The organism is Pseudomonas sp. 51_B (assembly GCF_017491595.1).
GTDB classification, from domain to species: Bacteria; Pseudomonadota; Gammaproteobacteria; order Pseudomonadales; family Pseudomonadaceae; genus Aquipseudomonas; species Aquipseudomonas promysalinigenes.
In genome coordinates, this window is record NZ_JAFGYW010000002.1 from 1 (window position 1) to 20,617 (window position 20,617).

Here is a 20,617-nt window from a genome sequence, read left to right on the forward strand (position 1 = left end):
CCCCAGCCAGCGCGCCGGGTAGGCGGCATCCACTTCAGCGTCCAGTTGCATTTCGACCTTGTCGCGCAGGCTGGCGACGTGCGGGTCGGTCAGTGCCAGGTCGCGGAACTCCAGAAGCTGGGCACTGCCATGCACGGCGATCAGGCCAAGCACCGTGCCCATGGAAAACTTGGCCTGGTGCACGGTGCTCGGCACGCTGACTCGGCCCAGCACATCAAGGGCGCCCTGGTGCACGCGGGTGACCACCTTGGCGATGTGCTCGTGGCTCAGGCCTTCGCGCTGCATCAAGTGCAGCAGCGCGTCAGCGGCGGGATGGGTGTGGCGGCAGGAGGCATGGAACTTGAAGGAGGTTTCCGCCAGTGCCCAGCGTGTGCCCAGCCGGTCGCTGAGGCGAGCCGGGTCAGCGTCGCTGGACATGCCGGCAGCAAGGCCCTGGTCACCTTCGAGAATATTGCGTGCGCCGCTCAGCCCATCGGCAGTCAGGTAAGCGGCTAGCAGGCCATCGGCGGCGGCCTTGGCGGTGTGCAACTGCTTGGAGTCGGCCGCATCGCGCAGAAACTCCCAAAGCCCCGCAGCCTGGGTGCCGGCAGTGCCCAGCAGGTTGATGAACTGCTCTTTGTCAAAGCCCAACAGTTTGCCGACGCCCACCGCTGCTGCCAGCGTGCCGACGGTGGCGGTGGTGTGGAAAACCCGGTAATGCGAGCGGCCGAGGAATTCACCGATACGAATGCCCGCTTCGTAACCGGCCACGGCCGCCAGCAACAAGGCCTTGCCTGACTTGCCCAGGTCTTGGGCTGCCGCCAGAACGGCCGAGAACACCACGGTTGCTGGGTGCAGCACCGAGCTGTTATGCAGGTCGTCCTGTTCCACCAAGTGCGAGGCGGCGCCGTTGACCAGCGCGGCAAAGTAGGCTGAAGAGCTGCGCCCACTGGTCAGCACCCGAGCCCGGCCTTCGGCGGGGCCCATGCGCTGGGCATAGCGCTCGAACAGCGGGATCGGGTGCGCGCCCTGGCTGGCCAGGGCCGAGCCGAGCCAATCGAGGAACAGGTCTTCGGTACGGTCCAATACCGGGCTGGGGATCTGGGCGTAGTGCAGGTCGGCAAGGAAGCCCGCCAAAGCATGTGTATGCTGCATGAACAGGCCCTCAGAAACTACGCGGCAGCTCGAGCAGATGCTCGGCCACGTACGACAGGATCAGGTTGGTAGAGATCGGCGCCACTTGGTACAGGCGGGTTTCGCGGAACTTGCGCTCCACATCGTATTCGCAGGCAAAGCCGAAGCCGCCGTGGGTCTGCAGGCAGGCATTGGCCGCCTCCCAGGAAGCTTTGGCGGCCAGGTACTTGGCCATGTTCGCACTGGCCCCGGCGTTCTGCCCGCTGTCGTATTCGGCGCAGGCGCGCCAGCGCATCAGGTCCGCTGCCTCAAGCTCGATGTGGGCTTCGGCGATGGGGAACTGCACGCCTTGGTTCTGCCCGATCGGGCGGCCGAACACTACCCGGTCGCGGGCATAGGCGCTGGCTTTTTCGATGAACCAGCGGCCATCGCCGATGCACTCGGCAGCGATCAGTGTGCGCTCGGCGTTGAGGCCATCGAGGATGTAGCGAAAGCCTTTGCCTTCTTCGCCGATCAGGCTGCTGACAGGCAGCTCCAGATTGTCGAAGAACAGCTCGTTGGTTTCATGGTTGACCATGTTGGCGATCGGCTGCACTGTCAGGCCGTTTCCGATGGCCTGGCGCAAGTCGACCAGGAAAATCGACATGCCTTCGGATTTTTTCTTCACCTCAGGCAGGGGCGTGGTGCGCGCCAGTAGAATCATCAGATCTGAGTGTTGAATCCGCGAGATCCAGACCTTCTGGCCATTGATCAGGTACTTGTCACCTTGGCGCACGGCCGTGGTCTTGATCTTGGTGGTGTCGGTCCCGGTGGTCGGTTCCGTCACGCCCATCGACTGCAGCCGCAGCTCACCGCTGGCGAGCTTGGGCAGGTAGTGGCGCTTTTGTTCCTCGCTGCCATGGCGCAGCAGGGTGAACATGTTGTACATCTGCCCGTGCACCGTACCGGAGTTGCCGCCGCAGGCGTTGACCTCCTCAAGAATAACCGAGGCCTCTGCCAACCCCAGCCCCGAGCCGCCATACGCCTCGGGGATCATCGCCGACAGCCAGCCAGCGTCGGTCATGGCTTTGACGAACGCTTGCGGGAAGGCTTTTTGTTCATCGATCTTGCGCCAGTAGCTGGCGTCGAACTCGGCGCACAAGGCGCGCACGCCCTCGCGGATGGCGTTCAGGTCATCGCTGTCGTACGTATGCATGCGGGGATTCCCAGTCAGGTATCAGTCAAAAACCACGTCTGCGCTTTGCGCCACGCCGTCGGCATTGCCAGCCCACAGCCGGGCCTGGCCGGGTGCACTGATGCGGCCGGCCACCTCGAACGCCCCCGGCACGGTCAGCGGGCGCACGCCGCGGTAGGCGAAGTGGCGCACCTGCTTGCCTGGGTTGGCGCGCATGAACGCTTGTAGGTTCAACGTGGCAATCATCGGGCCGTGCACCACTAAGCCTGCGTAGCCTTCGGTGCCGGTGACGTAGGGGTAGTCGTAGTGGATGCGGTGGCCGTTGAAGGTGACGGCGGAATACCGGAACAACAGGGTGGGTGTGGGCGTCACCGTTTCGCTCCAATCGGCCGGGGCTTCTGCCGGGGCGCTGTGCAGCTTCGGTGGGTTGGGTTCGCGGTACACGATGTCCTGTTCTTCACGCACGCACAGCTGCCCGTTCTGCAGGTACTCATGACGCACTGTGACAAACAGCAGGGCGCCCGTGCGGCCATGCTTTTGCTCGATGTGCAGCAGGGTCGAGCGGCGCTGGGCCTGCGCGCCAACGATCAAGGGTGCGATGAAGTCGACCCGCCCGCCAGCCCACATGCGGTTACGGTTGTCGGCCGGGGGTAGGAAACCGCCGCGAGCCGGGTGGCCGTCACCGCCTAGCTGTGACTCGGCCACTGGTTCCTGGAAGAAGCACCACATCCATAAAGCTGGAAGGGGTTGCCCTGCGGCGGGTGGGGTTTGCCCAAAGGTGGCGGCAATGCGCTTGATCAGGTTCAGGCTCAATTCATCGACGGCATCCTCGGTACGCCCCTTCCAGGCGCTGTAGTCGATGGGCGAGTGGCAAGCAGTCATAACCGTGGGCCTCTGCATTTGTTGTTATGGGCCGATGATGGAAGGTGCTTGGCATTCTGTGAATTTGCATTTGTATAAGGCCGCGTTCATGTATGCTGAACGCCACGCCATCCACTGGAGCGTCTATGCACTTTGATCTGGCAGACCTGCGGCTTTTCATCCATATCGGCGAGTCACCGAGCCTCACCCAGGGCGCGCGTCGGGCGTTTCTCTCGCCAGCGGCCGCCAGTGGCCGGATCAAGGCCTTGGAAGCACAGCTCGATAGCCGCCTGCTGTACCGTGACAGCCGGGGCGTAGAATTGACCCCTGCAGGGCAGAAGTTGTTGATGCATGCCCGTTTGATCATGCGTCAGGTCGACTACCTCAAAGCTGAGTTCGCTCAGTTCGGCACCGACCAGGTGGGGCATATTCGGATCTTCGCCAACACCACCGCCGTCACCGAATTTTTGCCAGAAGTGCTTGCCGGCTTCATGGCCAAACGCCCCGGGGTCACCGTCGACCTGCAGGAGCGCCTGTCGCGGGACATCGTGCGGGGCGTACTCGATGGCAGCAGCGATATGGGCATCATCGCCGGGCCCGTGGAAGCCAGCGGCTTGCAGGTGCTGCATTTCAGTACCGACAGGCTGGTGCTGATCGTACCGACGGCCCACGAGCTGGCCGGGCGCAAGACCGTGACGTTCAAGCAGACCCTGGCTTTCCAGCACATCGGCCTGCACGACGGCAGCACCTTGCTGAGTTTTCTACGTGACCATGTGGAACGTATGGGCCTGAACCTCTCGCTACGGATTCAGCTGTCGAGCTTCGAGGCCATCTGCCGGCTGGTGGAAGCCGGGGTGGGCATCGGTATCATCCCCGAATCTGCCGCCATCCGGCATAGCCAGACCATGGAGCTGGTCACCATCGACCTGGACGAGCCGTGGGCCGTGCGCGAGCGCAGCATCCTGGTGCGTGAGCTGCAGGCTTTGCCGGGCACGGTACGGGCGTTGATCGCGACACTGATGCCAGCCAGCGCGGGCTGATGCCGGCGCTGGGGCTTGTAACTCAGAAAAAGCTGCGTTGGGCTTTGAGGGTCACCATGCTTTCGCAGGCGCTGTTGATACCGGCATAGGCATCGCAGCCGCTGCCGCTGAGGTTGGAGTTGCTGTAGATCAGGTTGAGATCGATACCAAGCCAGGGTCGCGACAGCTCAAGCGACCAGTCGGAAAAGCCGTTGATCTGGCTACCGTCACCGAGTGTGAAGGGTGTTCCCAGGCGATGGTGGGCGAGCTTGACGGTCAGGTCCACGTCGAACAAGGGCAACTGGCCGAAGTCGGCGAATAGCGTGCCGGTGCGGTTGTCCGGGTTATCACGCCAAGCACCCCCGAAGCGGCTGCCCAATATCGACAGCCCGCCGTAGAGGGCAAAGCTTTCGGCACCGGCGATGTTCGGCTGGCTGTAGTGAACCAGGCCCACCTCGTAACCCAGGGTATTGTCGAAGTGGTGCTTGTAGCCGGTGTAGCTGTCCAGGCGCAGGGTTGAGTCCGGCGCAACGCCCATGCTGGGTGCGTACTGGCCAATGTACCAGCCGCTGGAGTGGCTAAGGTCCAGCCCGCCGTGAAAAGCGCCCACCGCAGTCGGCGAGATCAACCCCTGGGCCATGCTGCGCGACGGGGTGGTACCAAGCTTGAAGTCGAAATCGCCCAATTGGCGCTGGATCAGTTGCGCGTGCAATGCCGGGCTCGTAAGGAGCGCCGCAGTCAGCAACAGAAGGGGCCTGGTCATGGTCACCGTCCTGGAAGGCTTGCTCTTGAGCGGGTAAGGATACCTTTAGGCGGTCCACCTCGGCCAGCCGCACGTGACTGGAGGCTGCCAAGCTGTGCTAGCCAACAGGCAGGGGTTCGGCGATCTCGATCAGGTTCAGGTCGGGATCGCGTACATACACCGAGCGGATCGGGCCGGTCGCACCGGTGCGCTGCACGGGGCCTTCAACGATAGGCCAAGGCGCTGCATGCAGGCGGGCAATCACCTCATCCAGAGCAATGCTGGCGATAAAGCAAAGGTCCAGCGCGCCGGGCACGGGTAGATGCGCCTTGGGCTCGAACTCATGGCCGCGCACATGCACGTTGATCTTCTGGTTGCCGAAGCGAAACGCCAACCGCCCAGCACCGAATGTTTCGCGCTGCATGCCCAGCACACGTGTGTAGAAGTCGCTGCACGCATCGACGTCGATGGTCGTCAGTACCAGGTGGTCCAGGTGGTCGATCATTGGGCATCCTCGGGTCATGTTGCGCTTGGGCCAGGCAGACGGTGTTTCATAGCCTAACCGATGTTATTACCGCAACCTGCGGGCGGCGTTCGCTGGGTCAACCTTGGGCACCACCTTGATCTTCGCTGCGCTCGGTAATCACTTGCTCGTTGGCAGATCGCTCAATCACGCGTTTGCGCAGTTCATATTCTTCCAGCGACAGGCCGTGGCGCTGGATTGCTTCCAGTTGCAGTTGCCGGGACTCTTGGGGGGTGTATGGGCGCAGTTCAGGGTGGCTGGCGCAGCCGCTGAGCACAGCGATAGCGGCGATTGCAGTGAGCAGCAGGCGGGCCGAGGTATTCATTGGGCAAGCTCCGGGATTCGGTCGGTATGAATCGATGGAGGTAGGTTATTGAATGCCGGTTTGGGATAGAAATTGGTGCTGTCGATAGTGACTATCGAGCCAGGCAGGCCGCCCGCTAGGCCTCTGGGCTACCAGGCCAGAATCGCGAACAACTCCACGGCGCACAGCACCGTCACGCAGACGGCCAACAAGAGGTTCACCGTCACCCCGGATGCGATGATTTCGGCCTGCAGGCCGATCAGGTTGCGTTGATAGCTGCGCCGTAACCGCAACCAGGCGGCGCCAGCGGCCAGCAGGCAGACTATCGCTGGGCCTACGGCCAGCCAGCCATGCTGCGGGACCCAGCGTAAAAAGAAGCAGCTGCACACCACCATGGCCAGAATGGTCCGACGCCATGCCAGCAGTGTGCGCTCCGGCTGCAAGCCGTCATCGGCCTGCAGGCGCGTCGGGTCAGGCATGGAAGAACACCGCGTAGGCAAAAAACGCCATCACCAGCGATACGCCGATCGACAGCGCTGGTGCAATCAGAGGGAAGGGCAGCGGCCGTTTATGGCGCATGGCCCGCTCTACGTTGAGCCAGCGTCCGAACGCCGGCAGGCTCAAGAGCAAGGCCAAGCTGATCAAGGCCACCGCCAGCAGGCGCCGGGTGCCGGAGCTGAAGATCTCGGCAGTGAACATGTCCACGGCTATACCGCTGGCCAGCAGCGCCAGGGAGGTTCTGATCCAGGCCAGGAAGGTGCGCTCGTTGGCCAGGGTGAAACGTGGATCAGGTTCCTGGCCATTCGCCAGGAGCTTGCTGGCCAGCCAGCCGCGGGAAGGTTCTGGGGGCTTGTTCAAAGGCAATCGTCCTCCTTGGATAAGGTCGGTATGCAGTCGGCCCGCCCAGTTTGATTGGCAAACCTAGCCCCTGTCCATGATTTGCCAACCGCTGGCGCTATTCATAGGCGGTGACGCCGCTGATATGCCTTGCCGCGACGTAGCCGAAGGTCAGCGCCGGCCCAAGGTTGATGCCGCCAGACGGGTACCAGCCGCCGAAGATGCTGGCCATGTCGGTGCCGGCCGCGTACAACCCATTGATTGGCTGGCCGGCCTCGTTCAGCACCCGCGCGTGGCCATCAGTGCGCAGCCCGGCGAACGTGCCGAAGCAGCCGGGTTGCACCTTCACAGCGTAGAACGGCCCATGCTCGATGGGCGCCACGCATGGGTTGGGCCCTGGGTGCATGGGGTCGCCCTGCTTGCGGTTGAACGGGGTCGAGCCACGGCCGAAGGCTGGGTCCTGGCCCTGGCGTGCGTGTAGGTTGAAGTCTGCCACGGTGGCGCTCAGCCCAGCAGGGTCGATACCGCATGCCTTGGCCAAGTCAGCCAGCGTCTGGCCGCGTTTGAGGTAACCACTACGCAGATGCGCGCCCAGGGGTAATGGTGCAGGGCGCACATAGCCCAGGCCGAAGCGCCGCACGAAGCGGTGGTCGCAGATCAGCCAGGAGCACACCGGCTCGCCCGCTGGCACGGCTTCGATCATCGCTGATACGTAGTCGTAGTAGCCGTGCGCTTCATTGACGAAGCGCTTGCCGTTGGCCAATACGCCGATGATTCCGGGCTTGCCCCGTTCGATGATGTGCGGAAAATGGCCTGTGCTGCCGTCGCGGTGGGGGACTTCCGAAACCGGTGCCCAGGCAACCGGTGACTTCAGGTCGGTGGCTACCACACCGCCGGCCGCTTCACCCAGGCGTAAACCGTCGCCTGAGCAGGACGGTGGCGGCAGGGCTAGGTTGTCGTAGCCGCTGTCGTCACGCGGGAACAGTTGCCGACGGCGTTCAGCGTCGTTGGGGAAGCCTCCGGCAGCCAATATCACGGCTCTGGCGCGTATTGTTCGCTCGCCCTGTGCGGTGTCCAGTACTGCGCCTTGCACCTTACCGTCCTTGAGCAGCAGGCTTTTGGCCGCGGTCGACTCGATCATTCGCACACCCAGGTCTTCGGCGGATTTGGCCAGCCGTGCCACCAGCGCAACGCCGTTGACCAAATGCATGGCGCGACCATAGCGGGCCAGATGATACAGGTGACGAGCGAAGCGTTTGCCCACATGCAACAAGGCACGCGGTGAGCGCGTCATGTTGAGGAACGCTGCCAGGTCAGCGCCGGCCATGATTGGCATGCCCATGAACGAGGTTTCCCGCAGGGTCTTGCGCAGGCGCGGGAGCAGCGCGCCAAGCTGGCGGGCATCGTAAGGGGCGGCTATCACCTGATGGCCCCCGAGTGCAGCGCCAGGGGTGTCACCGTGCATGTCGGGGATGCCGTTGCCGTCTGCAAATTGCAACGTGGTGTGCCGTTCGAAGAACGCGACCATGTGTGGGCAAGCTTCCAGAAACGCATCCACGCGCTCAGCGTCATAGCGTGTGCCCAGTTCGTTGCGCAGGTAGGTACGCGGCTGCTCGATGTCTTCGCAGATGCCTGCGCGCTGGGCCAGCGGGTTGCGGGGCACCCATGCCCAGCCCCCGGACCAGGCGGTGGCACCACCGAAGACGGGGTCTTTTTCCACCAGCACGACCTTTTGCCCATGCCAGGCAGCCGTAACGGCCGCAGCCAGGCCGGCTGCGCCAGAGCCGACCACCAGTACGTCGCAGTCGCTTGGGAAGGATTGGGCAGGCATCGAGGGTTCTCCGGGTTATTATTGGAATCGAGTTCCATAATATTCGAAGGTATAGGCGATTCGGCAACCTGGAACCACAAGTTGTGGTCGATTAGCGGACACTCTCAGGTTTCTGCCGCTGAATTCATATCTTCCAGATGGAATGATCTTCTAGAATCCGCAAAAAATTGCAGGGATACAGGTATGGCAGGTAGTCAGATCGAACGCGCTTTCAGTATTGTCGAGAGCTTGACCGGCGAGCCCCATGGCTTGGGGCTGCAAGCCTTGGCAGAACGTCTGGACATTCCAAAGAGCGCAGCCCACCGCATGCTCAGTGAACTGGTGCGCCTTGGCTACGTGCGTCAGAACCGCGACAACAGCCGCTATCAGTTATCGGCCAAACTGGTGGCGTTGGGCTTCCGTTACCTATCCAGTAGCGGCGCCGACATCATTCAGCCCATTCTTGATCGCTTGGCCCAGGAAAGTGGTGAACTGGTGCGCCTGGGGGTGGTCGAGGGCAACCGCCAGACCTGGATCGCCAAGTCGCAAGGTGCCCGTTCCGGCCTGCGTTACGACCCCGACATGGGCCGCGATGCGCCATTGTTCTATACCGCTTCCGGGCACGCTTGGCTTGCCAGCCTCAGCGACGAGCAAGCCGTGCAGATGGTGTTGCGCCAGGGCATCGCCGACCCTGCCCAGTTCGGCCCCAATGCGCCGAGGTCCATGGACGAGCTATTGGCTTACCTGCACCAAGCCCGCCAACGGGGCTATGCCTGGGTCGAGCAAACCTCTGCGATAGGCACCTCGGCGCTGGCCGCGGTGGTGCGCCGCCCACAGGGTGGTGAAGTGATTGGCGTGCTCAGTGTTGCCGGCCCCAGCGCCCGCCTGGCGCAAGCTCGGCTGGCGGACCTTGCGCCGTTGCTGTTGAGCGCGGCACAAGAGCTGTCCGCCGCCAGCCCAGCCAGTGAGATCTTCGCCTAAGGTCAATTTGTGGTCGATAACCGCACAGTCCTACGTTCTCACCGTTCTGAATAACTGAACTTGGTTCTACATTGTGCATATGCGATTCCGGAACCCAGTTTCATAATCGCATCACAACAATGACAAGAGGACAGTGCGTTGAATTCACCCTTACGAGTTGCCTTGATCGGCGCGGGAATCATGGGCCGCCAGCACTACCAGCACCTGAGCCAGTTGCCCCAGGCCCGGCTATGCGCCGTGGCAGATCCTGGCCCGCAAGCCGAGGCTTTCGCTGCCCAATGTGGGGCTGCCTATTATGCCGACCACCGGAAGATGCTCGAGCACGCCAGGCCAGACGCTGTGATCGTCGCCAACCCTAACAACCTGCATGTGGCTTGCGCCCTGGATTGTGTGGAGGCCGGCATACCGGTGCTGGTGGAAAAGCCCGTGGGCGTGCACCTGGATGAAGTGCGTAGTTTGGTAGAGGCCTCGCGTAAGCGGAACGTGCCAGTGCTGGTCGGTCATCATCGGCGGCACAACCCGCTGATCACCAAAGCCCGCGAGGTGATCGAGCAAGGCAAGCTGGGCCGATTGGTCAACGTCACTGCCCTCTGGCAGTTGCAAAAACCCGACAGCTACTTCGAAACGCCCTGGCGCCGCGAACCCGGCGCGGGCTTTCTACTGACCAACTTGATCCACGACCTGGACCTGCTGCGCTTTCTGTGTGGGGAAGTCGTCCAGGTGCAGGCGTTCACCCGTAACGACGTGCGCGGCTTCGCCAATGAAGACAGCGCCGCGGTGCTGCTGCAGTTCGCCAACGGCGCGCTGGGCAGCCTGACGGGGTCCGACGCGGTGGCCGCGCCGTGGAGCTGGGAGCTGGACTCAGGTGAAAGCCCGGTTTATCCGCGTCAGGAGGGCCAACCTTGCTACTTGCTCGCTGGCACCCAAGGGGCAATGAGCATTCCGCAGCTCAAACGCTGGCATTACGCCGAGGCAGGCTCGGGCTGGCATACGCCTTTGCTGCAAAGCCGCGAAAGCATACCTGCAGGCCAAGCCCTGACCTTGCAATTGCAGCACTTCATCCGCGTAGCCCAAGGCCGTGAGGCACCGTTGATCGATGCCGCCGATGGCGGTCGCACGCTGGCGCTGGTCGATGCCATCCGCGAGGCTGCCGAAACCGGCCGGGCCTGTGCCCCTGCGTTGATCGCCTGATTATTTTCCCAAGGTACTGACATGACCGATCGAATTTTCTCTCTCGCGGCGTTGACCGTGCTCGAGCTGTCCCCACCAGACATGGTGGAGGTAGCAGCCCGTGCCGGTTACACCCATGTGGGCTTGCGCCTGGTCCCGGCCACCGAGCAGGAGCAGCACTTCCCGCTGGTGGCAGACCCACAGCTGCGCCGCCAAACGAAGGCACGCCTTCGCGACACTGGCATCAAGGTGCTCGACCTGGAAATCCTCAGGCTCAAGCCCGATACCTGCGTAGCTGATTTCGAACCGATATTAGCGGTTGGCGCGGAGCTTGGCGGCTCAGAGCTGCTGGTGGCTGGCAACGACTCCGATAGCGCTCGCCTGACTGAGCACTTTGCGCAACTGTGCGACCTGGCTGCCGGTTATGGCATCTATCCGCATCTGGAATTCATGCCTTGGACCGACGTGCGCGACCTGCGCCAGGCCATGGAAGTGGTGGCCAACGCCGATCGGGCCAATGGCTGTGTGCTGGTCGATGCGTTTCACTTCAACCGTTCGCGGTGTTCGCTGGAGGATCTTGCACAGCTGCCGCCATCGCGCATGCGCTACGCCCAGTTGTGCGACGTGGCAGGCCCTGTGCCTGCCGAGATGGAGGAGATCCTGCGCCAGGCGCGCAATGAGCGGCGTTTCCCAGGTGATGGCGATGCTGACCTGGTGGGGCTGCTGCGCGCCTTGCCGGCGACGGTGCCCTTGAGCCTGGAAATCCCAACCCGCCAATTGATGGAGCAGGGCATCAGTGCTGAGCAGCGGGCGCGCATGGCACTGGACAAGGCCCGAGCGGTGCTCGCAAGGCGCTAGCGTTCATCGCCAGTATTCCAACGTTTCATGCTCATGCATTGGGGCCGCAACGCGGCCCCAATTGGCGTTACGGACTGATATCACTCGGACAGGCCCAGCAACTGCCAGGACTTTACGTAAGTCAGGCCTGGAGTTTGCGCGGCGCCATGAAGTACATCCATATCAGCGCCAGGAAGTACATGGCCGGAATCAAAGTGAACAGCACGGCATAGTTGTTGTGGGTGGCCATCAACACGCTGCCGACGATCTGCGTCATGAACATGCCGCCAACCGCTGCACACATGCTGGCAAAACCGAATACCGTGCTGATCAGGTGCTTGGGCGTGTAGTCCATCACCAGGCTCCAGATGTTCGCAGTCCATGCCTGATGCGCCCCCACCGCCAAGGCGATGGCCAGCACTGCCATCCACAGCCCGCTGGCATGGGCAGCGAAGGTCACGCTGACCATGGTGCAGGCGAAGATCAGCATCGACACCAGCCGCGCGGTGGTTGCGCGTACGCCTCGCCCGATCAGCCACGATGAGAGGATGCCGCCACCGATGCTGCCGAAGTCTGCGGTCAGCCAGATCAGCATCAGTGGCACCCCCATCTGGGTCACACTGATGCCCAAGTTGTACTGCTGGTTGAGGAAAGGCGGCAGCCAGTATAGGTAGAACCAGAACACCGGCGCAGTGATCGCGTAGGCTACGGCAAAGGCCCAGGTGCCGCGCATGCCGAGGATACGGCTAAAAGGCAGGCGCGCCACCTCCGGTTCTGCGTCCTGTTCGATGTAGTCCAGTTCACGTTGGCTGACCTTTGGGTGTTCTTGCGGGTTGAAGTACTTGAGGCTCCAGAACACCAGCCAGACCAGGCCCAGGCAACCCATGGCGATGAACGCAGCCTGCCAGCCCCAGACGGTGAGAATCAGCGGCAGCAGGGCCGGGGTGACCATGGCACCGACGTTGGTGCCAGCGTTGAACAGGCCAGTGGCGATGGCGCGTTCACCGGCAGGGAACCACAGGCGTACGGTCTTGACGCAGGCTGGATAGTTGGCCGCTTCGGTCAGGCCCAGGATGAAACGGCAGACCATGAAACCAGCCGCAGACGTCGCCAGGCCATGGGCGCCGGTGGCCAGGCTCCAGAGCAGCACGGCAGCGAAGAAGGCGCGTTTGACCCCAACCTTGTCGATCAGCCGGCCCTGGAGCACGAAGCCAACGGCATAGCCGACCTGGAACCAGAAGTTGATGTTGGCGTAGTCCATCGCCGTCCAGTTCATGGCCTTGGCCAGTTCCGGCTGCATGATGCCCAGGGCGGCGCGGTCGATGTAGTTCAGGGTAGTGGCGAAAAACACCAAGGCGAGCATGCCCCATCGCGTCTTGCCTACGGCAAAGGCGCCGCGGATCTTGTCGCCGATGCCAGCAGCAGGCAGCTGCAGGCTCGCGCTGGAGAGCTTGGAGTGGTTCATATTCTCGGTCGTTTCTTGAAATTGTATAGAACGGCGGTTTGCAGAACCTGACCTGGCCCCAGGCAGGGGGCTACACGCAAGGCCGGTGCATGGTGGGCAGTGCAAGGGCGAGCGTCAATTCGCAGTGGCCGGCTTTTGTTCGATAACCGAACGATTGTGCGCCTAGCTCATAGCTCGCAGAGCGCTTTGCCAGCCAGGTAGCCGAAGGTCATGCCCGGGCCCAGGGTGATACCGCCACTAGGATAATGCCCAGCCATGATGCTGTGCATGTCGTTGCCGACCGCGAACAGGCCAGGAATCGGCTGCTGCACTTCATCCAGTACGCGTGCCACGGCATCGGTTTGCAGACCGGCGAATGTGCCAAGGCTGCCTGGCAGCAGTTTCACCGCATGAAACGGCCCGCGGCCCAGTGGCCGCAAGGCAGGGTTGGGCCCATGCAACGGCTCGCCCTGGGCCCTGTTGTAAGCCGAGCTGCCGCGTTGGAAGACCGGGTCCTGGCCATGTGCGGCATGGCGGTTGAACGCGGCGACGGTGAGCTGCAGTTGCGCAGCATCAATGCCACAACGTTGCGCCAGCTCAGCCAAGGTCTCGGCGCTGAGCAGATAACCACAGCGCTGGTAAGCGCCGAGCGGGAACGGGAACGGCTTGGCCCAGCCGATGCCGTAACGCCGTTGTGCGCGATGGTCGCAGATCAGCCATGCCTCAGGGGCTTGGCCAGGGGGGGAGGCGGCGAACAGGGCGTTCATGAAATCGTGATAGCAATCGGCTTCGTTGACGAAACGCCGGCCATCCCGGCGCACGGCGATGAAGCCTGGCTTGGCTCGATCGATCAGGTGCGGAAAGTTGGCAACACTGCCGTCGCGGCGTGGGACGCGTGATATGGGCGCCCAGGCGCCGGCTTGTGGCAACTGCGGGCCAAGCTGGCCGCCAACCTGTTCACCCAGGCGCAGGCCATCCCCACAATTGTGGGGCGGGGCGGCAGAGTAATGTGCTAGGCCATCAGGTGCATGAGGCATCAGCTGGGCGATGCGCTGGCGGTCATGGGCAAAGCCGCCACAGGCCAGGACCACGCCACGACGTGCCCGGATGACCTGGCCATCGGCGAACTGTGCGCCCTCGATACGTTCAGCGCCGAGCAAGCGTGTAGCTGCTTTGTCAGTGAGTAGCGTGACCTCACGGTCCAGCGCGCTGCGCAACAACCGCGCAACCAGCGCGTTGCCGTTGACCAGATGCAGGCCCCGGCGGTGCAGCAACAGATCGCGCCCGTGACGCAGCAGGCGTTTGCCGACGTGCCAGGCGGCTTTGGGGGAGTGACGGGCATTGAAGAAGGCAGCCAGGTCAGCGCCACCTGCGATGCCCATACCCGCCAGGCTGACGATATCCAAAGGTGGGCGCAGCTTGTGTAGCCATTGGCCCAGCAAACGGCCGTCGTAGGGCTGGGCGCACAATAAGCGCCCGCCAGCCGAACTGCCATCGCCTTCACGCATATCGGGCATCGTGCTGCCGGACTGAAACTGCACCGCGGTGTGTTGCTGGAAGAACGCTACCATCTGCGGACCATGTTGCAGAAACGCACGCTGGCGAGCATCCAGTTCAGCGCTGTGGGTCTGTGCCCGCAGGTAACGCTCCGGCGCATCGTGCGCTTCGATGATGCCCTCGGCGACGGCCAGCGGATTACGCGCAATCCATAGCCAGCCCCCCGACCAGGCGCTGGTGCCGCCGAGCTGGCTGGCCTTTTCCGCAACGATCACGCTCAGCCCGTGGTGCGCGGCCGTTACGGCGGCGGCCAGGCCCGAGGCGCCGGAGCCGATGACAAGTACGTCACAGTCGAGGGGTTGCATGGGTTGATCCTTATAGGCGTGCTATTTGAGCGGCGAAAAACCAGTGGGCCGCAGCAGCCGCGATTGCAGCTGCAACACGGCGCCCAATTCCCGGTTGCGCCGGGAAAACTCCGCCCAGCGTGGGTCGGCTGCCATCGCGGCACGCCGCGCCATGCGCTCGTCCAGGCTTGCGTATGCCCAGAGATGAACCACTTGGTTGACCTCGCCGAATTCACTGGTGAAAAAGCCCACAAGGTTGCCCAAATGCTCGCTTTGCACTTCAAGGGCGTGACGCTGATACAGGGCCAGCCAGTCCGCCATTTTCAGCGGGTCGAGGGTGTAGGTTCTCAGTTCGTAGTACACGTGGGTTGCTCCCGTTCAGTGGCTGGCGCCTGCAGGCGCGAGGCGATATGGCGGGCGGCGAGCCAGCCGAAGGTAAGGGCAGGGCCCAGGGTGATACCGGGGCCAGGATAGGTACCGTTCATCATCGAGTTCATGTCGTTGCCTACGGCATAGAGCCCGGCAATCGCAGCGCCGCTGCGGTTGAGCACATTGGCGTTGGCGTCGGTGAGCAGGCCACATGCCGAACCCAGGTCGCCAGTGTGCAGGCGGATGGCATAGAACGGCGCCTTGCTCAGCGGGGCCAGGCAGGGGTTGGGCTGGTGCTGTGGGTCGCCCATGTAACGGTTGTAGCTGTTGCCGCCCTTGCCGAACTGGGGGTCGATGCCGTTGCGGGCATCGGTGTTGAAGCGGTCAAGCGTCTGCTGCAAGACGTGTGGATCGACACAGATCGCTTGCGCCAGATCGGCTACGCTGGCGGCGCGGTGCAAGTAGCCGGCATCGATCAACGCGCTGTTGTCCACCGGCTTTGGCCGTGCCAGCCCCAGGCCATAGCGGTTCATGGCCCAGGCGTCGCAGATCAACCAGCAATGGCCAATGCCGTTGCTGAGCATGGACTGCACGAAGTGATGATAAGAGTTGGACTCGTTGACGAAACGCCGCCCGCCAGGGTCGACTGCGATCACACCTGGCTTGGCGCGGTCGGTGACCAAGTGCGGGAAGCGTTCGCGCTCACCATTGGCATGGCGCAACTGCGATACCGGCGCCCAGAAAAAATTCGCCGCCAGGTCTTGGCCGTGCGCGGCGGCTACCGGCTCGCCCAGGCGCAGCGCTGCGCCATCATTGCTCGGCGGCGACATGCTCAGGTGCTCGCCGGCGGCATCGGGGCGGTAGGTGGCCGCCAACTGCCCAGCGGCAAAGCCCCCCATTGCGCAGACCACACCACCTCGGGCTTGTACTTCAAGGGTGCGGCCCTCGCGTTGGACGATAACGCCTGTGACCTCACCCTGTTCGATCACCAGTTCTTGCGCTTCACTGCGCAACCACAACTGGCAGCCGTGAGCGAAAGCGCTGCTGGCCAGCCGGGCGATCATTGCGTTGCCAGTGGTCAGGCGGGTGCCACGCGGGTGGTGCAGCCGATCCCACCCATAGCGTGCCATGAGCTTCAGGCAGTGCCACAGTGAAGCCGGCGAACGACGCAGGTTGAGAAAGTGCTGGATGTCCACACGGTTGACCATCATGCCGCCGAACAGCAGCATGCCTGGTGGTGGCATTTGGAGGTCCTTGAAGTGCGCACCCAAATGGCGGCCGTCGTATTCGACCATCTCCAGCGCGCGGCCGAACTCGGTCGCACCGGGTTGGTCGGGATAGTAGTCCGGCGAGTGCGGGCGCAAGCTGTAGCGCAGTTCGGTGTTGCGCTCAAGCCATCTCAGGGCCTGGTGACCTTGCTCGATGAACGCCTCCACCAATGGCGGGTTGTAACCGCTGCCGATGACCGCCTTCAAGTAGGTACGCATGGCCTCGGGGGAGTCCTGGGCCCCGCCCGCACGGGCCTGATCGCTGCCGTGGATCCAGACCGCACCGCCGGAAATCGCCGAGGTACCGCCAAAGCGTTCGGCCTTTTCCACCACCAGCACCTTGAGCCCAAGACGGGACGCGGTGGCCGCAGTGGCCAACCCGCCGGCTCCGCTGCCCAGGACAACCAGATCGAACTGTGTCCGTTCGCTAATGCTCATGGCCTCAGATCTCCAGCGGTGTGACGCCCATGAAGGCGCCGAGGTGGCCCAGCTGGGCGAAGGCCATTTGGGCCCCGGTCTGGATCGGGCAGCCGCGTTCACGGGCCTGTTGCAGCAGCGGGGTGATTTCCGGTGAAGTGACGACGTCAGCCACCAGGGTCGAGGCTGCCAGGGTTGCCAGCAGTGCCGAGGGCAACGGTAGCTCGCCGCTGCACCCCATACCGACCGCAGAGGCGTTGACCACCAGGTCGAACCCTTGCAGCGAGTGGTAATCAGTCGCGACAGCCAGCTGCCCGAAGGCATTGCCGAGCATTTCACTCAACGCCCCGACGCGCTCGGCGCAGGGGTCGCTGAGGGTGATGCCGTGGATCCCTGCTTCAGCCAATGCGTAGGCGATCGCACTGCCGACCCCCCCGCAGCCCAGTATCAGCGCCCGCTTGCCGCTGGCTAAGAAGCCATGCAGGCGTGCCGCCCCCAGAAAACCTGCGCCATCGACGTTGTCGCCAAGCAGCCGGCCATCGGCTTCGCGTCGGATCACGTTGACCGATCCCAGCGCCTCGGCCCGACCACTCAGCGCATCTAGCCGCGGGGCCAGCGCCTGCTTATAGGGCACAGTGACCACGCAGCCGCGCAGGTTGCGCCAGCCACGCAAGCTATCGACGAACGCGTCCAGCGCGGTTTCCTGCAGGTCGATAGGCAGCATCGCCATGTCCAGGGCTTGGTTGGCGAACCAGGTGTTGAAATTCTCCGGCGACTTAACCTGGGCGATCGGCGAACCGACGATGGCGACCAGTTCTGTAGAACCTCGGATCATGCTGTGCTCCATGATGTTGTTGTTATGGGAGCCAAGCTTGGCGAGGCGACCAGCATCGGACAATGCGCTAATCGAGGGTTTGATGCGATAATCGCACTCACGATTCGGTAATCGCATTAGTCGTCAATCAGCACGAGCTCAACCATGCCCCAGCCAGACATTCACCCTCGCGATCTCATCGCCGGCTTGCAGAAAGGCCTGGCGCTGATGCAACTGTTCACCACCGAGCAGCCACGCTTGAGCGTGCCCCAGGCGGCCAGGCAGTCAGGCTTGACCCCAAGCGCCGCCCGGCGTTTTCTGTTGACCCTGGTACATGAAGGGTTTGCCGAAACCGACAATCGGCAGTACTGGCTGACGCCCAAGGCCTTGCGTATTGGCCAGGCCTATGTCGATTCGGCGCAATTGCCGCGCATGCTGCGGCCGATCGTCGAGCAGGTGGCTCGGCAAACCCAGGAGCACGTATCGGTGGGCAGCCGTGACGGCGACGAGATCATTCATCTGGTACGCAGCCGTTATAGCCACATCGCATCGCTGTCGATCCGCCCGGGCTCGCGGGTGCCCATGTACTGCACCGCCAGTGGCAGGGTTTGGCTGGCATGGCAGCCACAGACGCAGCTGGACGACTACTTTGCGCGCAACCCGTTGCCTGCGCTGACGCCCTATACCCTGACCGACAAGGGGCAATTGCGCGCGCAGTTGCAGCAGGTGCGCGAGCAGGGCTACAGCATCGTTGACCAGGAATATGAAATCGGCATGCGCGTACTGGGCGTACCGCTACTGGACCGCAGCGGCACGCTCAAGGCTACCTTGACCATCACCACCCATGCCTCAAGGCTGAGCATCGAAGAAATGCGCATGCGCTACCTGGCGACTTTATACGAGGCGCAGGCTTTGCTCAGGCCGGTACTGGATTGAGCCAACAAGCCTATGGCGCCCGCTGTGCCAGGTCACGGGCCAGCCAGTCGGTTTCCCTTGCGGCCAGTGTCGGATGCTGTGCATGATCAAGGCCCAGTCAATGGAAAAGGAACGCCTGCATGCCTGCCTATCTTGCTGCACAGAACGAGTTATTCGTAGGTGATGGGTTGGTGCTCGAGGCGCCGGCCGGGGAAGGTACGTACGTCGTGGTGTTCGAGGACGATGAGGAAACGGGCTATTTCTACGCGCTCGATACTGCCAGCACTGGCAACCCGATCCAGACCGCACTGCACATCTATGACGTGGACAGCGTCGCAGATAAGGACAAACCCTCGCAGGTCAAGATTGCCTGGTCCGAGGACCACCGCAAGGCTCTGCTGCTGATCAATGACTATCCCCATGCGGTCTTCGACTTCGAAGCCAGGCAAGGCCAGTGCCGTACCGGCTTCCCGCTGCCCATGCACAACGGCTGGTCGCAAACTGGGCAGCAATGGGATGACAGTGCACTAAGGCATTTTGCCTGATGGGCTGCAAAGGGCGCTGCCTGAGGGGTTGGCATCAAGCCGGGGCAATGGGATCAGTTCGTCTGGCTTGGAGCATTGGCCCGCAAGTTCCGAGCGCGCAGCCTCTGCCAGCGACTTGGTCGCGTAACTCGGCGTGAGGCGTAATTTTTCCTGATTGTCGTAGATGTCGTAACCGCACGATGCGGCAGCGGCAAAAGACCGAGATCCAGGTTGAACAAGTGCTTTTTCCATGGCCACAGCCGGAACGATCACGAATCTGGATTGCATGATGTGTGCCTCCCCAGGCAGATACCTTACTATTAGACTCAAGCCTGGGAGGCATCAATATGACTCATCGGGACGAATCAATGGCGCGTCGCGACACGCGCCCCCGACGAGGTTCACCGCAAGCGTTTGCCAGGCCTCAGCTGCCTTGCACCGCCAGGCTGTTGCTGACATTACGCCCCAGTACCAGCACCGTGACGAAGCCGCAGCCCACCAGCGCGGTGGCCAGGCTCAGCAGCACCGAACTGCCCAGCTGATCGACGATACGCCCGCCAAAGAACGAACCCAGCGCGATGATCACCTGGAACATGGCCACGAACAGCGGCATGCCACGTTCGACATCCTTGGGCGCCACCACGAACATCCAGATGCTGGAGCAAGCCGGGAACGCGCCGAAGGCGAAGCCCCACAATGCGATCAGCATCGCCGCACCTGTCAGGCCTGTTGCAAAATAAGGGAACAACGCAGTGCTGACGCCGATCATGACCGCCACCAGCATCAGGGTATGGCGCACGCTCTGATTGGCGGCGTAGCCTGCGAACAGGTTACCGATCACGCCGGCCACTCCGTAAAGCAGCAGCAGCGAACCAATGGTCGAGCCATCGAAGCCCGAGCTCTGCTTGAAGAACGGGGCCACGTAGGTGTAAGCGGCAAAATGCGCCAGGCCGATCAGCAGCACGGCAATCAAGCCCACCCGTGCTTGCGGGTTGATGAACAGCGCCGGCAGGTCGCGGATGTGGATGGCTTTGTCCGGGTTCAGCCGCGGTAGCAGGAACACCTGCGCCAATACAACCGGCACGCCGAGCAGTGCGGTGACCAGGAACGTCATGCGCCAGCCCATCAAACCGCTCAACCAGGTGCCCACCGGCACGCCCAGCACCGTTGCCAAGGTCACCCCGGCCATGATGATGGACGTGGCCCGGGCCACGCTCACGCCATCAGGCGCCAAGCGACCGCTCAGGGCGATGGCCGTGGCCCAGAAGCCACCGATACTGACCCCCAGCAACACACGCCCGAACAGCAGCAGGCTGAAGTCACTGGCATAGGCCACCACCGAGTTGGCGATGATCATGATCAGTGTCAGGCCAATCAGCAGATAGCGCCGGTCCAAGGCACCGATACCCACCGACAGAAGCGGTGCCGCCAGTGCAGCCATGATGCCGGGCAGGGTCACCATCAAGCCGGCATGGCCGGCGCTGATGCCCAGGTCGCTGGCCACGTCGTTGAGTACGCCGACAGGCAGAAATTCGCTAGTGACCAGGGCGAAAGCGCCCACCGCGACCGAGAGGATCGCCAGCCATTGCTGTTTGACGCTCTGTTGATTGTGTTCGGGAAGGCCTTCAGAGGCCGGTTTGACGCTTGGCATGCT

21 protein-coding genes are annotated in these 20,617 nt (G+C 62.9%); 6 read left to right on the forward strand and 15 right to left on the reverse strand.

Translation table 11 applies throughout. From position 1 onward, the window contains the following. The 3 genes from J5M56_RS03040 to J5M56_RS03050 all read right to left on the reverse strand — a co-directional run. The coding region (locus J5M56_RS03040) for an MmgE/PrpD family protein (RefSeq protein ID WP_207869657.1) at positions 1–1,134 on the reverse strand (1,134 nt) is incomplete at its 3' end. Positions 1,135–1,144: 10 nt separating this feature from the next. Further along, positions 1,145–2,308 carry an acyl-CoA dehydrogenase family protein gene (locus tag J5M56_RS03045; RefSeq protein WP_207869659.1) on the reverse strand — a complete coding sequence of 388 codons (1,164 nt, stop codon included), beginning with the start codon at positions 2,306–2,308 and terminating at the stop codon, positions 1,145–1,147. 21 nt (positions 2,309–2,329) lie between these two features. Next, positions 2,330–3,169 carry a MaoC family dehydratase N-terminal domain-containing protein gene (locus J5M56_RS03050; RefSeq protein ID WP_207869661.1) on the reverse strand — a complete coding sequence of 280 codons (840 nt, stop codon included), beginning with the start codon at positions 3,167–3,169 and terminating at the stop codon, positions 2,330–2,332. 125 nt (positions 3,170–3,294) lie between these two features. Between J5M56_RS03050 and J5M56_RS03055 the strand changes: the two genes are divergently transcribed. Further along, positions 3,295–4,188: a LysR family transcriptional regulator gene (locus J5M56_RS03055; protein WP_207869663.1), complete on the forward strand. Its 894-nt coding sequence runs from the start codon at positions 3,295–3,297 to the stop codon at positions 4,186–4,188. 22 nt (positions 4,189–4,210) lie between these two features. Here the strand turns inward: J5M56_RS03055 and J5M56_RS03060 are convergent, their stop codons facing one another. The 6 genes from J5M56_RS03060 to J5M56_RS03085 form a co-directional block, all read right to left on the reverse strand. Beyond that, on the reverse strand, positions 4,211–4,930 hold the full coding sequence (locus tag J5M56_RS03060; protein WP_207869665.1) for a TorF family putative porin: 720 nt from the start codon (positions 4,928–4,930) through the stop codon (positions 4,211–4,213). Between the two features lie 97 nt (positions 4,931–5,027). Continuing rightward, a complete protein-coding gene (locus J5M56_RS03065) occupies positions 5,028–5,414 on the reverse strand; it encodes a VOC family protein (RefSeq protein WP_207869667.1) in 387 nt (128 codons plus the stop codon). Between the two features lie 97 nt (positions 5,415–5,511). After that, positions 5,512–5,757: a hypothetical protein gene (locus J5M56_RS03070; protein ID WP_186477913.1), complete on the reverse strand. Its 246-nt coding sequence runs from the start codon at positions 5,755–5,757 to the stop codon at positions 5,512–5,514. Positions 5,758–5,885: 128 nt separating this feature from the next. Next, complete coding sequence (locus J5M56_RS03075) at positions 5,886–6,215, reverse strand: DUF202 domain-containing protein (protein WP_207869669.1); 330 nt, start codon at positions 6,213–6,215, stop codon at positions 5,886–5,888. Then, on the reverse strand, positions 6,208–6,594 hold the full coding sequence (locus J5M56_RS03080) for a DUF202 domain-containing protein (RefSeq protein WP_202884451.1): 387 nt from the start codon (positions 6,592–6,594) through the stop codon (positions 6,208–6,210). Before J5M56_RS03080 ends, J5M56_RS03075 begins: the two co-directional genes overlap by 8 nt. 97 nt (positions 6,595–6,691) lie before the next feature. Continuing rightward, a complete protein-coding gene (locus J5M56_RS03085) occupies positions 6,692–8,404 on the reverse strand; it encodes an FAD-dependent oxidoreductase (protein ID WP_186477911.1) in 1,713 nt (570 codons plus the stop codon). A gap of 183 nt (positions 8,405–8,587) precedes the next feature. Here J5M56_RS03085 and J5M56_RS03090 point away from each other — a divergent pair, with 183 nt between their 5' ends. The 3 genes from J5M56_RS03090 to J5M56_RS03100 all read left to right on the forward strand — a co-directional run bounded on the left by J5M56_RS03090 (position 8,588) and on the right by J5M56_RS03100 (position 11,392). Continuing rightward, positions 8,588–9,364: an IclR family transcriptional regulator gene (locus J5M56_RS03090; protein WP_207869671.1), complete on the forward strand. Its 777-nt coding sequence runs from the start codon at positions 8,588–8,590 to the stop codon at positions 9,362–9,364. Positions 9,365–9,502: 138 nt separating this feature from the next. Then, on the forward strand, positions 9,503–10,555 hold the full coding sequence (locus J5M56_RS03095) for a Gfo/Idh/MocA family oxidoreductase (RefSeq protein WP_207869673.1): 1,053 nt from the start codon (positions 9,503–9,505) through the stop codon (positions 10,553–10,555). A gap of 21 nt (positions 10,556–10,576) precedes the next feature. After that, complete coding sequence (locus J5M56_RS03100) at positions 10,577–11,392, forward strand: sugar phosphate isomerase/epimerase (RefSeq protein ID WP_186477908.1); 816 nt, start codon at positions 10,577–10,579, stop codon at positions 11,390–11,392. Positions 11,393–11,513: 121 nt separating this feature from the next. Here J5M56_RS03100 and J5M56_RS03105 read toward each other — a convergent pair whose 3' ends face one another. The 5 genes from J5M56_RS03105 to J5M56_RS03125 all read right to left on the reverse strand — a co-directional run bounded on the left by J5M56_RS03105 (position 11,514) and on the right by J5M56_RS03125 (position 17,545). Beyond that, positions 11,514–12,836, reverse strand: coding sequence for an MFS transporter (locus J5M56_RS03105; RefSeq protein WP_207869675.1), 1,323 nt, complete (start codon positions 12,834–12,836; stop codon positions 11,514–11,516). Between the two features lie 167 nt (positions 12,837–13,003). Continuing rightward, on the reverse strand, positions 13,004–14,677 hold the full coding sequence (locus J5M56_RS03110) for an FAD-dependent oxidoreductase (RefSeq protein WP_207869677.1): 1,674 nt from the start codon (positions 14,675–14,677) through the stop codon (positions 13,004–13,006). 21 nt (positions 14,678–14,698) lie between these two features. Further along, the gene (locus J5M56_RS03115) at positions 14,699–15,019 is read right to left on the reverse strand and encodes an NIPSNAP family protein (RefSeq protein WP_060477015.1); all 321 of its coding nucleotides are present in this window, start codon (positions 15,017–15,019) and stop codon (positions 14,699–14,701) included. Continuing rightward, complete coding sequence (locus tag J5M56_RS03120; RefSeq protein WP_207869678.1) at positions 15,004–16,731, reverse strand: FAD-dependent oxidoreductase; 1,728 nt, start codon at positions 16,729–16,731, stop codon at positions 15,004–15,006. The genes J5M56_RS03115 and J5M56_RS03120 overlap by 16 nt, the downstream gene beginning before the upstream one ends. A gap of 4 nt (positions 16,732–16,735) precedes the next feature. After that, positions 16,736–17,545 (reverse strand): shikimate dehydrogenase, encoded by an 810-nt coding sequence (locus J5M56_RS03125; RefSeq protein ID WP_207869680.1) that lies wholly within the window; start codon positions 17,543–17,545, stop codon positions 16,736–16,738. A gap of 144 nt (positions 17,546–17,689) precedes the next feature. On the opposite strand from J5M56_RS03125, the gene J5M56_RS03130 reads away from it, so the two are divergent. Beyond that, entirely contained in the window at positions 17,690–18,460 is a 771-nt protein-coding gene (locus tag J5M56_RS03130) for an IclR family transcriptional regulator C-terminal domain-containing protein (RefSeq protein WP_207869682.1), read from the forward strand. Positions 18,461–18,579: 119 nt separating this feature from the next. Next, positions 18,580–18,984, forward strand: coding sequence for a DUF2251 domain-containing protein (locus J5M56_RS03135; RefSeq protein WP_186477902.1), 405 nt, complete (start codon positions 18,580–18,582; stop codon positions 18,982–18,984). 403 nt (positions 18,985–19,387) lie between these two features. Here the strand turns inward: J5M56_RS03135 and J5M56_RS03140 are convergent, their stop codons facing one another. Further along, on the reverse strand, positions 19,388–20,614 hold the full coding sequence (locus J5M56_RS03140) for an MFS transporter (RefSeq protein ID WP_207869684.1): 1,227 nt from the start codon (positions 20,612–20,614) through the stop codon (positions 19,388–19,390). Positions 20,615–20,617 lie beyond the last annotated feature (3 nt).